14 protein-coding genes and 1 pseudogene are annotated in these 14,125 nt (G+C 61.7%); 13 read left to right on the top strand and 2 right to left on the bottom strand.

Annotated features, from left to right (window positions below; translation table 11 throughout):
* Window positions 1-387: 387 nt before the first annotated feature.
* The 6 genes from D3872_RS20445 to D3872_RS20420 all read left to right on the top strand — a co-directional run bounded on the left by D3872_RS20445 (window position 388) and on the right by D3872_RS20420 (window position 7,337).
* Window positions 388-2,112 carry an acetolactate synthase 3 catalytic subunit gene (locus D3872_RS20445; RefSeq protein WP_119812544.1) on the top strand — a complete coding sequence of 575 codons (1,725 nt, stop codon included), beginning with the start codon at window positions 388-390 and terminating at the stop codon, window positions 2,110-2,112.
* Window positions 2,113-2,604 carry an acetolactate synthase small subunit gene (gene ilvN, locus D3872_RS20440; protein WP_119812543.1) on the top strand — a complete coding sequence of 164 codons (492 nt, stop codon included), beginning with the start codon at window positions 2,113-2,115 and terminating at the stop codon, window positions 2,602-2,604.
* Between the two features lie 41 nt (window positions 2,605-2,645).
* Window positions 2,646-3,662 (top strand): ketol-acid reductoisomerase, encoded by a 1,017-nt coding sequence (gene ilvC, locus D3872_RS20435; protein ID WP_119812542.1) that lies wholly within the window; start codon window positions 2,646-2,648, stop codon window positions 3,660-3,662.
* A gap of 327 nt (window positions 3,663-3,989) precedes the next feature.
* On the top strand, window positions 3,990-4,742 hold the full coding sequence (locus D3872_RS20430) for an SIMPL domain-containing protein (protein WP_119812541.1): 753 nt from the start codon (window positions 3,990-3,992) through the stop codon (window positions 4,740-4,742).
* Window positions 4,743-4,868: 126 nt separating this feature from the next.
* A complete protein-coding gene (gene pssA / locus D3872_RS20425) occupies window positions 4,869-5,732 on the top strand; it encodes a CDP-diacylglycerol--serine O-phosphatidyltransferase (protein ID WP_119812540.1) in 864 nt (287 codons plus the stop codon).
* 60 nt (window positions 5,733-5,792) lie between these two features.
* The gene (locus D3872_RS20420; RefSeq protein ID WP_119812539.1) at window positions 5,793-7,337 is read left to right on the top strand and encodes a 2-isopropylmalate synthase; all 1,545 of its coding nucleotides are present in this window, start codon (window positions 5,793-5,795) and stop codon (window positions 7,335-7,337) included.
* Here D3872_RS20420 and D3872_RS20415 read toward each other — a convergent pair.
* The gene (locus D3872_RS20415; RefSeq protein WP_182915875.1) at window positions 7,321-8,265 is read right to left on the bottom strand and encodes an AraC family transcriptional regulator; all 945 of its coding nucleotides are present in this window, start codon (window positions 8,263-8,265) and stop codon (window positions 7,321-7,323) included. The genes D3872_RS20420 and D3872_RS20415 overlap by 17 nt on opposite strands.
* Window positions 8,266-8,367: 102 nt before the next feature.
* On the opposite strand from D3872_RS20415, the gene D3872_RS20410 reads away from it, so the two are divergent.
* Together D3872_RS20410 and D3872_RS20405 are read left to right on the top strand one after the other, a co-directional pair.
* A complete protein-coding gene (locus tag D3872_RS20410) occupies window positions 8,368-9,111 on the top strand; it encodes an SDR family oxidoreductase (protein WP_182915874.1) in 744 nt (247 codons plus the stop codon).
* A gap of 18 nt (window positions 9,112-9,129) precedes the next feature.
* Window positions 9,130-10,104 carry a patatin-like phospholipase family protein gene (locus D3872_RS20405; protein ID WP_119812537.1) on the top strand — a complete coding sequence of 325 codons (975 nt, stop codon included), beginning with the start codon at window positions 9,130-9,132 and terminating at the stop codon, window positions 10,102-10,104.
* A gap of 24 nt (window positions 10,105-10,128) precedes the next feature.
* Here D3872_RS20405 and D3872_RS20400 read toward each other — a convergent pair whose 3' ends face one another.
* Window positions 10,129-10,629, bottom strand: a complete 501-nt coding sequence (locus D3872_RS20400; protein ID WP_119812536.1) for a hypothetical protein — start codon at window positions 10,627-10,629, stop codon at window positions 10,129-10,131.
* A 178-nt stretch (window positions 10,630-10,807) separates the two neighbouring features.
* On the opposite strand from D3872_RS20400, the gene rpsO reads away from it, so the two are divergent.
* The 5 genes and pseudogenes from rpsO to D3872_RS26090 form a co-directional block, all read left to right on the top strand.
* Complete coding sequence (gene rpsO, locus D3872_RS20395; RefSeq protein WP_119812589.1) at window positions 10,808-11,077, top strand: 30S ribosomal protein S15; 270 nt, start codon at window positions 10,808-10,810, stop codon at window positions 11,075-11,077.
* A gap of 186 nt (window positions 11,078-11,263) precedes the next feature.
* A complete protein-coding gene (gene pnp / locus D3872_RS20390; protein WP_119812535.1) occupies window positions 11,264-13,390 on the top strand; it encodes a polyribonucleotide nucleotidyltransferase in 2,127 nt (708 codons plus the stop codon).
* A gap of 248 nt (window positions 13,391-13,638) precedes the next feature.
* Complete coding sequence (locus D3872_RS20380) at window positions 13,639-13,851, top strand: type II toxin-antitoxin system HigB family toxin (protein ID WP_119812534.1); 213 nt, start codon at window positions 13,639-13,641, stop codon at window positions 13,849-13,851.
* 8 nt (window positions 13,852-13,859) lie between these two features.
* Window positions 13,860-13,943, top strand: a complete 84-nt coding sequence (locus D3872_RS27550; protein ID WP_370660981.1) for a type II toxin-antitoxin system HigB family toxin — start codon at window positions 13,860-13,862, stop codon at window positions 13,941-13,943.
* Between the two features lie 2 nt (window positions 13,944-13,945).
* Window positions 13,946-14,125, top strand: a pseudogene (locus D3872_RS26090) (hypothetical protein); the annotation flags it as partial.

Below are 14,125 nucleotides of genomic sequence, written 5' to 3'. Positions count from 1 at the left end.
TACGAGTGTACGGCCCCAAAGGCCCGAAAAACGCTGTTATTTATCTTGACCAAAATGGTGCAACGCAGTAAGGTTATACGGCGCTTTGCAATCCCGAAGCCCAAAGTCACCCGCGACCGGCACAAAAAGCCATCGGCGGCTTGACGCGCTTTCATATGTAGGCAGTTTGCTCCAACCCGCGCCACAAGCGTGAGAGGTGCGCACAACCGCTGCAGAAACTCACGCCAAACGAGTTGCGTTTAGCGCTGGTTCGTAACGTATCTATGGGTACGTGAAGGATCAGAGCGACCGCAGAAAGAAGGGAAGCCTGAGCACTGCCGCGCGAAGCGTACTTCGTTAGGAACGAGCATCCGATCACCTCCCAATGGGTTTTGAAAGGAATGTACCATGAGTAACGAAGCAGCAGCTCCCATCACGGGCGCTGAGATTGTAGTGCGCTGCCTGGCCGAAGAAGGCGTCAAGCACGTTTTCGGTTATCCCGGCGGAGCCGTCCTCTACATCTACGACGCCATCTTCCAGCAAGACAAATTCCAGCACGTACTGGTCCGCCATGAACAAGCGGCCGTCCACGCTGCCGACGCCTATTCGCGCAGTTCCAATACTGTCGGCGTCGCCATCGTCACCTCCGGCCCGGGCGTCACCAATGCCGTCACCGGCCTGTCGACCGCCTATATGGACTCGATCCCGATGGTCGTCATCTCCGGCCAGGTGCCGAGCCATGCGATCGGCCAGGACGCCTTCCAGGAGTGCGACACGGTCGGCATCACGCGCCCGGTGGTCAAGCACAACTTCCTGGTCAAGGATGTCAAGGACCTCGCGGCCACGATGAAGAAAGCCTTCTTCATTGCCCGTACCGGCCGTCCCGGCCCGGTGCTGGTCGACATCCCCAAAGACATCAGCATGCACAAGTGCCATTTCGAGTATCCGAAAGAGATCGAAATGCGCTCGTACAAGCCAATCGACAAGGGTCACGCGGGCCAGATCCGCAAGGCCGTCCAGATGCTGCTGCAGGCCGAACGCCCGATGATCTACACCGGCGGCGGCGTGATCCTGGCGAACGCAGCGTCCGAGCTGAACCGCATGGTCGACCGCCTCGGCTTCCCGTGCACTAACACGCTGATGGGTCTGGGCGGCTACCGCGCCTCGAGCGAGAACTACGTCGGCATGCCCGGCATGCACGGCACCTACGAAGCCAACATGGCGATGCAGCACTGCGACGTGCTGATCGCGATCGGCGCGCGCTTCGACGACCGCGTGATCGGCAATCCGAAGCACTTCGCCTCCAACCCGCGCAAGATCATCCACATCGACATCGACCCTTCGTCGATCTCGAAGCGCGTCAAGGTCGACATCCCGATCGTCGGCAACGTCAAGGAAGTGCTGGTCGAACTGCTGTCGCAGCTCGACGCCACCGACGCCAGGCCGAATCCGGCCATCAAGGACTGGTGGAAGCAGATCGGCGAATGGCGCGGCCGCGAATGCCTGAAATACCAGGACTCCGACATCCTGATCAAACCGCAGTCGGTGGTCGAAAAAGTGTGGGAAGTGACCAAGGGCGACGCCTTCATCACCTCCGACGTCGGCCAGCACCAGATGTGGGCCGCGCAGTACTACCCGTTCGACAAGCCGCGCCGCTGGATCAATTCCGGTGGCCTGGGCACGATGGGCGTGGGCCTGCCGTACGCCATGGGCGTGCAGATGGCCAATCCCGGCTCCACGGTGGCCTGCATCACCGGCGAAGGTTCGATCCAGATGTGCATCCAGGAGCTTGCCACCTGCAAGCAGTACCACCTGACGCCGAAGATCATCCTGCTCAACAACCGCTTCCTCGGCATGGTGCGCCAGTGGCAGCAGATCGACTACGGCTCGCGCTATTCCGAGTCGTACATGGATTCGCTGCCGGACTTCTCCAAGCTGGCCGAATCGTTCGGCCACGTCGGCATGAAGATCGAGAAACCGGGCGACGTCGACGGCGCCCTGCGCGAGGCGTTCGGCATGAAGGACCGCCTCGTCTTCATGAACTTCATCACCGACCAGGCCGAGAACGTCTGGCCGATGGTCAAGGCGGGCAAGGGCCTGTCCGAAATGCTGCTCGGATCGGAGGACCTGTAAATGCGCCACATTATCTCTGTACTGCTTGAGAACGAAGCGGGTGCGCTGTCGCGCGTGGTCGGCCTGTTCTCCGCGCGCGGCTACAACATCGAAACGCTGACCGTCGCGCCAACTGAAGACGCCACCCTGTCGCGCATGACCATCGTCACCAGCGGCTCGGACGACATCATCGAGCAGATCACCAAGCACCTGAACCGCCTGATCGAAGTGGTGAAGGTGGTCGACCTGACCGAAGGCCAGCACATCGAGCGCGAGCTCATGCTGATCAAGGTGCGCGCGGTAGGCAAGGAACGCGAAGAAATGAAGCGGACGGCGGACATCTTCCGCGGCCGCATCATCGACGTGACCGAAAAAACCTACACGATCGAACTGACCGGCAACAAGGGCAAGCTCGACGCCTTCATCGACTCGATCGACCGCCTGTCGATCCTCGAGACCGTGCGTACCGGCGGGTCGGGCATCGGCCGCGGCGAACGCATCCTCAAAGTTTAAGTAATCCAGACACCCCACACTAAAGAATATAGGACATCAAAATGAACGTTTTCTACGACAAAGACTGTGACCTCTCCCTCGTCAAAGGCAAGAACGTTGCCATCATCGGCTACGGCTCGCAAGGTCACGCGCACGCGCAAAACCTGAACGACTCCGGCGTCAACGTCACCGTTGGCCTGCGCAAGGGCGGCGCCTCCTGGAACAAGGTCGAGCAGGCCGGCCTGAAGGTCGCTGAAGTGAACGACGCGATCAAGGCTGCCGACATCATCATGATCCTGCTGCCGGACGAAAGCATCGCCCAGGTCTACAACGAAAACGTCGCGCCGAACGCGAAGCAGGGCGCGGTACTGGCCTTCGCACACGGCTTTAACGTCCACTACGGCCAGGTCGTGCCGCGCGCCGACCTCGACGTCATCATGGTCGCACCGAAGGCGCCAGGCCACACCGTGCGCGGCACCTACGCCAATGGCGGCGGCGTACCGCACCTGATCGCCGTCTACCAGGACAAGTCCGGCTCGGCGCGCGACATCGCCCTGTCGTATGCGATGGCGAACGGCGGCGGCCGCGCCGGCATCATCGAAACCAACTTCCGCGAAGAGACCGAAACCGACCTGTTCGGCGAGCAGGCAGTCCTGTGCGGCGGTGCGGTCGAACTGATCAAGGCTGGTTTCGAAACGCTGACCGAAGCTGGCTATGCGCCGGAAATGGCGTACTTCGAATGCCTGCACGAGCTGAAGCTGATCGTCGACCTGATCTACGAAGGCGGCATCGCCAACATGAACTACTCGATCTCGAACAACGCGGAATACGGCGAGTACGTCACCGGTCCGCGCATCGTCACCGAGCAGACCAAGGAAGCGATGCGCCAGTGCCTGAAGGACATCCAGACCGGTGAATACGCGAAGAGCTTCATCCTCGAGAACAAGGCCGGTGCACCGACCCTGATCTCGCGCCGCCGCCTGACTGCCGAACACCCGATCGAACAGGTCGGCGGCAAGCTGCGCGCGATGATGCCGTGGATCGCCAAGAACAAGCTGGTGGATCAGTCGAAGAACTAAGCGGCATCACCGTAGGGCGGATAAGCGCGAAGCGGTGGAGCACGGGTTTCGAATCGCATGCGATTCGCGTGCGAAACGGTATCCGCTTGCAAGCGGATACTCCTAAAGCGAAGCGCATCCGCCGTGTTCGCGTCCCGTTGACGCATGCACGCGGATGCGCGCCATGCGCTTATCCGCCCTACGGGTTTCCGCCAATACGTGTTTCCTTCAAGGCCCCAATCAAACCAATTTGCAACTTTTCATTACCATCCCCCAGCAAAATTTGATTTGATTGTATCGTTGACACAACGCGGCTCCTGCCGCCCAATCAACCCTTGGAGAAAAACAATGTCGCTCAAAACCATCGCCGTCCTTGCCACCCTCGCAGTCGCCGCCCAGGCCAACGCCCAGTCGACCGCAGGAACCATGGTCATCGTCCCCGCCTTCGGCGAAGTCACCCACCCGAACGACGAGGCCACTGCCCACTTCATGATCGAAGAGCAGGACAAGGACAAGACCGCCGCGGCATCGCGCGTCAACCAGAAAATGAAAGACGGCACCGCGATCATCCGCAAGGAAGACCCGCAGGCCAAACTGAAAACCTTCGGTTACTACACCTACCCGATCTATCCTGATGTGCGTCCATTGCCGGACGGCACCATGCCACGCCAGCAGCCCAAGCCGATCGGCTGGCGCGTAGGGCAGTACCTCGAAGTAAAGACAAGCAACCTGGCCGGCCTGCCGAAAACCACGGCCGCCGCCCAGAAGCTGCTGGGCCTGAACGGCCTGAATTTCGGCCTGTCGCCGGCCACGACCAAAAAGCTGGACGACCAGCGCATCGCCGTCACCTATAAAAACCTGAACGAACGCATCGTCTCGATCGCCGGCGCGATGGGCCGCAGCCCGTCCGACGCGGTGCTCGACACGGTCGACTTCGAAGGTTCCGGCAACTATGCCGATGGCCAGCGCGCCGAAATGGCCGCCGCGCCCATGATGAAGTCGCGGATGGCTGCCGATACCGCCCAGGTACCCGAGCCCAGCTTCGAGCCGGGCGAAACCACGCTGCAAATGCGTCTCGTAGGAAAGGTGAAGTTCAAGTAAGAGTCTCTGTTCGCTAAGATGCGGGCCCGGCCACTATAATAAGTGTGGCCCGGCCAACCCGGGCACAGCCGCGTCCCACACGGGCGCGGCCGCACGAGCGACAAAAATCACTTGAAACGGAAAACCATGCCCACCTTCCCACGCCGCAGAAAACCCGGAACCCCGAGCGTCAAGGCCGCGAAACTGCCACGTTTCCGCCGCCGCCAGAAATTTGACGCCAGCGGCCAGCCGGTGCGCTCGCGCGGGATCTACCTGCTGCCCAACGCCTTCACCACGGCGGCGCTGTTCTGCGGTTTCTACGCGATCGTCATGGCGATGAACCAGCGTTTCGATTACGCCGCGTGGGCCATCTTCATCGCCATGGTGCTCGACAGCCTCGATGGCCGCATCGCGCGCCTGACCAACACCCAATCCGAATTCGGCGCCCAGTACGACAGCCTGTCCGACATGGTCTCGTTCGGCGCCGCGCCTGCGCTGGTGGTCTACGAATGGTCGCTGCGCGGCCTCGGCAAACTTGGCTGGATCGCCGCCTTCGTCTACTGCGCCGGCGCCGCGCTGCGCCTGGCGCGCTTCAACACCAACATCGAAGTGGTCGACAAGCGCTTCTTCCAAGGCATGCCAAGCCCCGCCGCCGCCGCCATCGTCGCCGGTTTCGTGCTGATGATGACGGACCTCGAGATCAGCGGATTCCAGATGCCGTGGCTGTCGTTCGCCATCACGCTGTTCGCCGGCCTGACGATGGTGACCAACGTGCCGTACTACAGCTTCAAGGACGTGAACTTCCGTAAATCGGTGCCGTTCATCGTCGTGTTCCTGATTGCCCTCGCGCTGGCGCTGGTCTCGATCGACCCGCCGAAGGTGCTGTGGCCTATTTTTGTTTTGTATGGTTTGTCGGGTTATGCGGTGTATTTCTGGCGCCTCGCGAAGGGCAAGCCTGTGAGCATTGTGCAGACCGCCGACGAACCGGTCGATCAGAGCGAGCGCCGCTGACCTTCGACGTTTGTCGGTGGTGGGGCGCCTGCTCGTTTCATTCATTATCTGGAGCCCCCCATGACGAACTCGAACCGCCTCATCATTTTTGACACCACCCTGCGCGACGGCGAGCAATCGCCGGGCGCATCGATGACCCGGGACGAGAAAGTCCGCATCGCGCGCCAGCTCGAACGCCTGCGCGTCGACGTGATCGAAGCCGGCTTCGCCGCCGCGTCTCCCGGCGACTTCGAAGCGATCCGCGCCATCGCCAGCGTCATCAAGGACTCCACCGTCTGCTCGCTGTCGCGCGCCAACGAGCGCGACATCGCCCGCGCCGCCGAAGCGCTGCTGCCGGCGCCGCGCAAGCGCATCCATACCTTCATCGCCACCTCGCCGCTGCACATGCAAATGAAGCTGCGCATGGAGCCTGAGCAGGTGTACGAACAGGCCAGGGCCGCGATCCGCTATGCGCGCCAGCACACCGACGACATCGAGTTCAGCCCGGAAGACGGCAGCCGCTCGGAAGAGGACTTCCTGTGCCGCGTGCTGGAAGGCGTCATCGCCGAAGGCGCGACCACCATCAACTTCCCCGACACCGTCGGCTACGCGGTGCCGGAAGTCTTCGGCGAAACCATCCGCCGCCTGCGCGAGCGCATCCCCAATTCGGACAAGGCCATCTGGTCGGTCCACTGCCACAACGACCTTGGCCTCGCGGTCGCCAACTCGCTGGCCGGCGTGACCATCGGCGGTGCGCGCCAGATCGAATGCACCATCAACGGCCTAGGCGAACGCGCCGGTAATACCGCGCTGGAAGAAGTGGTGATGGCGGTGCGTACCCGCTCCGACTTCTTCAAGCTGGAACTGGGCATCGACACCACGCAGATCGTGGCGGCGTCGAAGATGGTGTCGCAGATCACCGGCTTCGCGGTGCAGCCGAACAAGGCGGTGGTCGGCGCCAACGCGTTCGCGCACGCCTCCGGCATCCACCAGGACGGCATGCTCAAGGCGCGCGAGACCTACGAGATCATGCGCGCCGAAGACGTGGGCTGGGCAGCCACCAAGATCGTCCTCGGCAAGCTTTCGGGCCGCAACGCCTTCAAGCAGCGCCTGCAGGAACTGGGCATCGACCTCGCCTCCGAGGACGACGTCAACGCCGCATTCGCGCGCTTCAAGGAGCTGGCCGACCGTAAGTCCGAGATCTTCGACGAGGACATCATGGCGCTGGTATCGGATGAAGAGCATTCGCACGAGAACGAGCATTACCGTTTCGTGTCGCTGGCCCAGCGTTCGGAAACCGGATCGACGCCGAGTGCGAAGGTCGTGTTCACCATGGGCGGCAAACAGTACAGCTGCGAAGGCGAGGGCGATGGCCCGGTCGATGCGATGGTCAACGCGATTGAAAAGAAAGCCGCGAGCGGCGCCGAGCTGGTGCTGTTCACGATTAACGCGATCAGCGGCGGCACCCAGTCGCAGGGCGAAGTGACGATGCGCCTGTCGCGTTCCGGACGAATCGTCAACGGCGTGGGGTCTGACCCTGATATCGTGGTGGCGTCCGCGAAAGCCTATCTTTCGGGCCTGAACAAGCTGTACTCGAAGATCGAGAAGGTCAATCCGCAGCTGTAGCACCGGCCAGTAGCTCTTGCCCGCCACCCCGCCCGGGTTGACGGGCATAGCGGCTCGGCGGCTGGCCCACGTGCCGGCTGAAGGCGGTGCTGAACGTGCTCGCCGAACCGTAGCCCACCCGTTCGGCCACCTCGGCCAGCCCGACGTCATGGCGGCGGAGCAGGTCCTTCGCCAGCGCCATGCGCCAGGCAAGCAGGTATTCCATCGGCGGCATGCCGACCGCGCGCGTGAACCGATCGAAGAACGCCGAGCGCGAAAGCGCGGCCTTCTTCGCAAGCTGCGCCATCGTCCAAGGGTGCGCCGGGTCGGTATGCATCTGCCGCATCGCCACCGCCAGCCGTTCATCGCCCAGTCCACGCAGCAACCCGGGCGGCGCGTCCTTATCCGCCGTTGCCCGCAACGCTTCAATCAACAGCACTTCCACAAGGCGCGTGAGCACCAGCTCGCGGCCAGCCCGCTGCTCGGCCGATTCCTCGGCGACGAGACGCACCAGCACCGAAAGCCTTTCCGTGCCGCGCACATGCACCAGCGCCGGCAGCAGCGATACAAGCAAGGCCGCATCCGGCGAGTCGAAGACGAAGTAACCGCCCAGCAGGCGTACGTCGGGCGGCCCGCCGCGCGTGCCGTGGCGGACTTCGCCGGTTGGGGCGGGAGCCAGCTTCGGATGAATGTGCTCCGGCGCCACCGGCTCGAAGCCGGACATGGTAAATCCCGGCGTCGCCGGCAGGAGCACGAAGTCGCCTGCTTCGAGCGTGAGGGCTTCTTCGCCGTCGACGGCGAGGCGGCAGCTGCCCTCGAGCACCGCGCAGAAACTCGGCTGGCCATATTCTGAGTAGCGCACACCCCAGCGGCCGGCGCCGCTGATCGACTTCGCGAACACCGTGCGTGGCTGGAGCAGTGCAATAACCTGCGAGAGTGGATCGCTCATGGCTGGACGATTGCAAATGAAATTCGGACTTTCCATTGTAGTGAGTTCGACTGGCGACCGCTATTGTTACATCCATCGTCAACCACCACCAGGGAAATCACCATGAAAACCGTACTGATCACAGGCTGCTCTTCCGGCTATGGCCTTGAAACCGCGCGCCACTTCCACTCGCAAGGATGGAATGTCATTGCCACCATGCGCACGCCGCGCGAAGACCTGTTGCCGCGCTCGGAACGCCTGCGTGTGCTCGCGCTCGACGTCACGAAGCCGGACAGCATCGCGGCTGCCCTCGCGCAGAGCGGACCAATCGACGTACTCGTCAACAACGCTGGCATCGGCCTGTTCGGCGCGTTCGAAGCCACGCCGATGGCCACGGTGCGCGAGATATTCGAGACCAACACCTTCGGCGCGATGGCGATGACGCAGGCAGTCCTGCCGCTATTCCGGACGCGCAGGTCCGGCGTGGTGGTGAACGTGACCTCGAGCGCCACGCTGGCCCCCATGCCGATGGTTGCCGCCTACACCGCCAGCAAGACGGCCATCGAAGGGTTCACGGAATCGCTAGCACTCGAACTTGAGCCCTTTGGCGTCAGCGTCAAACTGGTCGAACCTGGCTACGGCCCGAGCACGAGCTTCACGAACAATACGGGCTCGCGCATGGATGGGTTGATCCCTGAGGCGTACGCCTCGTACGCGCAGCGCGTGTTCGCGTCGTTCGCTCAGCCGACCGCCGTTACGACCGAGTCCGACGTGGCAGGGGGTGTGTGGCGTGCCGCTAACGATACGACGGGTCGGCTTCGATTTGCGGCGGGCGCCGATGCGGTGGCGCTGGCCGAATCCCGGTAATGAAATTGGAAGGGCATCATGAAACCATTTAACACCCGGTACGTCCTGACGGTCGGCGCGGGCCTCGCCGCAGCGGTGATCGCGGGATGCGCCAGCACCCGGGCGACCGAACCATACGGACTGTCGCCACGCCTTATCTCCGAAGTGCGGCACGCGGCTCCGGTCGCGTCCCATGGGCCAGCGCGCCAGACTGTTGCGCTGGTGCTGGGTGGGGGAGGCCTGCGCGGCTTTGCGCATATCGGCGTGCTGCGCGCATTGGAGGAGGCGGGCATCAAGCCCGACATCGTCGTCGGCACATCGGCCGGCGCTGTCGTCGGCGCCGCGTACGCCAGCGGCATGGCGCCGGCGCGGATCGAATCCGCCGCGCGCGACGTCAAGTTGTCGTCGCTGGTGGACTTGACGGTCAGTGCGGGCGGTATCATGCGCGGCAAAAGCCTGGCCAACTGGGTGGATACGGTAACCTCCAGCGTCCCGATCGAGAAATTCCCGCTGCGCTTTGGCGCCGTGGCGACCGACCTGGAAACAGCGCAGGCCGTCCTGCTCGATACGGGTTCGGCGGGAAGTGCGATCCAGGCATCGGCGGCGGTTCCGGGCGTCACTGTGCCGGTGCCATACAAGAAGGGGCACCTTGTCGACGGCGGTATAACGAGCCTGGTGCCTGTGCGGTTCGCGCGGGCGATGGGAGCCGACTACGTCATAGCAGTGGACATTTTCTGCCATGGCCCCCGTTCCGAGGGGCTTGCCGCGCCTTCGGTCATTCACCGCGTCATGCATGCACAGAGCTGCCTGGTGGCGAAGCATGAAATGGCGGAAGCCGACGTTTTGATTGCGCCAGCTGTTCGTGGGCCGGGGATATCGGCCAAAGATGAACAGGAAGGCGCAATCCTGGCAGGCTACGAGGCCGCGCGCGCGGCGCTCAAGGCAGCTTCGCGTCCCAGTCCTGCGCGGTGGCAGGCTGTTCGCCGGCCGGGCACGTGGTCAGCTTCGGCTTGATCCCGTGCTGCATGCTGTCCCTTCCTAGTCCATGAAGAACCTGCGTTCCTCGTACATCGGGTCGGGTCCGCTCTGCATCATCTTCAGCACGCCATTGCGGTCGAAGTGCACGTGCATCATCGAGTTCCACACGCCGGCTTCCTTGTAGCGGTAGGACCATACCTCCAGGTCGGGCAGTGACAGGTAGGACATCTCCGCCGGCCGGCCGATAGCGCACAGCACGTCGCCGTGTGTGGCCTTGCCGATCTTGAGTGTGGCGAATTTTTCGCCAGTCAGCACCTGTTCGAACGTCGTCATGCGCCCATCCGGGCCGATCGTTGCCATCCAGGTGTACTGGCCCATCGGACCGATTGCGTACTCCAGCACCCGGCCATCCGCAGTCGGGTAGACTGCCGTCGGCTGCCCGAATTTGGCCTGGACCACGTCCACCGTGTCGCCAATCGCTGGCGGTGTACGCATCATCGCGGCGCAGCCGGCCAGCGCGATGGCGCCGAAAATCATGAGTAATCTGATAATTTTTAGCATAAAAGCCACTCCTCTGGCCGGGAATATGCCCATGATGCGCCACTCAATCGCATTGAACACTGGCCGCACGAACCGTTTTGACATATACTCGCGGGTCTGGCCGTTTGGTCAGCTTTATCAATCGTAGTTCACGGTGCGCTGGGTTCCGACTCTTGCACCGCATGTGAAAGGTAACATCATGTCCGTAGAAAACATCAACAAAGCCGCGATCATCGCGGATAACGCACGTGGCCAAAACGACACCGGCTCCCCGGAAGTTCAGGTTGCACTGCTGACCGCACGCATCAACGAACTGAACGGCCACTTCAAGGCTCACCAGAAGGACCACCACTCCCGCCGCGGCCTGATCATGATGGTCAACCGTCGTAAGAGCCTGCTGTCCTACCTGAAGTCGAAGGATCTGGGCCGCTACCGCGACCTGATCGCCAAGCTCGGTCTGCGCAAATAATTTTTGCGGCATACGATTTAAGGGAAATGCCTGCGTCAGTTCGCTGCCGCAGGCATTTTTCATTTGCAGGGTAGTAAAAAACAGTTTTCCGCAGTAATCAGCAGTAAAGGCGGCCGTCCAGGCCGTCTGTGGTGAGGTGAACGACAGCTCCTGAAAATCTGTCGGCAAATAGAAAGGGAAATACCCATGTTACAGTTCAATAAAGTTACCAAAACCTTCCAGTACGGCCAACACACCGTCACCCTGGAAACCGGCGAAATCGCCCGTCAAGCGTCCGGAGCCGTACTGGTGTCGATCGAAGACACGGTCGTGCTGGCAACCGTTGTCGCGCGCAAGGATGCCAAGCCAGGCCAGGACTTCTTCCCGCTGACCGTCGACTACGTCGAGAAAACTTACGCAGCCGGTAAAATCCCAGGCGGCTTCTTCAAACGCGAAGGCCGTCCATCCGAAAAAGAAACCCTGACCTCGCGCCTGATCGATCGTCCGATCCGCCCGCTGTTCCCGGAAGGCTACCTGAACGAAGTCCAGGTCATCATCCATGTCCTGTCCGTCAATCCCGAGATCGACCCTGACATCGCCGCCATGATCGGCGCCTCCGCAGCCCTGTCCGTTTCCGGCGTGCCGTTCAACGGCCCGGTCGGCGCAGCGCGCGTCGGCTACGCCAACGGCCAGTACATCCTGAACCCGACCACCACCCAGCTGAAGACCTCGGAAATGGACCTGGTTGTCGCCGGTACCGAAACCGCAGTGCTGATGGTCGAATCCGAAGCCAAGCAGCTGTCCGAAGAAATCATGCTGGGCGCGGTTGTCTACGGCCACGACCAGATGAAAGCTGTCATCGACGCGATCCACGACCTGGTACGCGACGGCGGCAAGCCGGAAGTCGAATGGGCGCCGCCAGCGAAGAACGAAGCGCTGATCGCCCGCGTGAAAGATCTGGCTGACGCCAAGATCAACGAGACCTACCAGATCAAGGACAAAGTCGCCCGTACCGCGATGTTGAAGTCCACTTTCGCCGACGTTTACGCGGCACTGAAGGCTGACGCTGAAGCGAGCGGTGTACCTGCAGCCGACAACGTCGACGTAGGCAACGTCCTGTTCGACATCGAAGCCAAGGTCGTGCGTTCGCAAATCCTGAACGGCGAGCCACGCATCGACGGCCGCGACACCCGCACCGTGCGTCCGATCGCGATCCGCACCAGCGTGCTGCCACGCACCCACGGTTCGGCGCTGTTCACCCGCGGCGAAACCCAGGCGCTGGTGGTTGCCACCCTCGGCACCGCACGCGACAGCCAGAAGATCGACGCGCTGATGGGCGAGTACACCGACGACTTCATGATGCACTACAACATGCCTCCGTTCGCCACCGGCGAAACCGGCCGTGTAGGCACCCCGAAGCGCCGCGAAATCGGCCACGGCCGCCTGGCCAAGCGTGCACTGGTTGCAGCGCTGCCATCGCCTGAAGAGTTCAGCTACTCGGTGCGCCTCGTTTCGGAAATCACCGAATCGAACGGTTCGTCGTCGATGGCTTCGGTCTGCGGCGGCTGCCTGGCACTGATGGACGCCGGCGTTCCGATGAAGGCGCACGTCGCCGGCATCGCGATGGGCCTGATCAAGGAAGGCGGCAAGTTCGCAGTTCTGTCGGACATCCTGGGCGACGAAGACCACCTGGGCGACATGGACTTCAAGGTTGCTGGTACTGCCAACGGCATTACCGCGCTGCAGATGGACATCAAGATCATGGGCATCACCAAGGAAATCATGCAAGTGGCACTGGCGCAAGCCAAGGAAGGCCGCCAGCACATCCTGGGTGAAATGCAGAAGGCAATGCCGCACGTGAAGACCGAACTGTCGGACTTCGCACCACGCCTGATCACCATCAAGATCAATCCAGAGAAGATCCGTGACGTGATCGGCAAGGGCGGCGCAGTCATCCGCGCGCTGACCGAAGAGACCGGCACCCAGATCGACATCAGCGACGAAGGCGTTGTGACCATCGCTTCGGTGGATGCAGCTGCCGGCCAGGAAGCCAAGCGCCGCATCGAAGAACTGACCGCATCGGTCGAAGTAGGCAAGACCTACGACGGCGTGGTACTGAAGCTGCTGGACTTCGGCGCGATCGTCCAGGTCATGCCAGGCAAGGACGGCCTGCTGCACATCTCGCAGATCGCCAACGAGCGTGTGAACGCGGTTGCCGACTACCTGAAAGAAGGCCAGCAGGTTCGCGTCAAGGTCCTCGAGACCGACGACCGCGGCCGTCTGAAGCTGTCGATGAAAGCTGCCGAAGGTGTTGAAGCGCCAGCCGCACAGTAATCGCATAGGCTTCGGCCCGTGAAAAAGCCGCCAGGGTGAAAGCCCTGGCGGCTTTTTTTCGTAAACGGCCGCTGTCTGGCGGTCGCCCTGTCTCAAGTATTCGCATCTTGCGAACTTCGCGAAACGCGTATATAATGGACTTGCGTCGTAGAGTCCTTGTACATCGTTGCCCTTAGCGCAACATCTTATTTAATATCTTTATTGATATTGTTTCTTCGGAGAGCCTATGTATAAACATGCGTTAACCCGTGAAAGAAGATATGCGACTCACAGCGGAAACTGCCCTGACCCAGTTCTGGTCTAAACATCCCGAATCCCAGCGTGTGCTGCAAGCCTGGTATAAAGTCTTCAAATCTTGTGCAGCCACCGATTTGAACGAACTAAAGAAAACGTTTGCCACTGCCGATTATGTCCCCCGAAGTACACGGTATTTAATGTCGGCGGCAATGAATATCGAGTAGTTTTACATATCCACTACAATACTCAGCGAGCATTCGTCCGATTCGTCGGAGCCCACGCTGAGTACAATAGCTGGACGAAGAGAAACCGATAAAAATGACCCAATCAGATCGATCGCGCGATATGCCCGGGCTTTCCGATGCCTGGACAACGCTTCAGAGCCAGGCTCTGTTGCGACCGATCCGGAATGACGCCGACTTCCAGCGCGTGCATGCGCTGGCTAACGAATTGGCTGACGAAGTGGGGGATGACGAGACTCATCCCCTTTTCTCCCTG

The sequence above is a fragment of the Massilia cavernae genome (assembly GCF_003590855.1).
Classification (GTDB): domain Bacteria; phylum Pseudomonadota; class Gammaproteobacteria; order Burkholderiales; family Burkholderiaceae_D; genus Telluria_A; species Telluria_A cavernae.
Note: the sequence above shows the minus strand (reverse complement) of the source record. Positions and strands in the feature narration are given on the sequence as shown.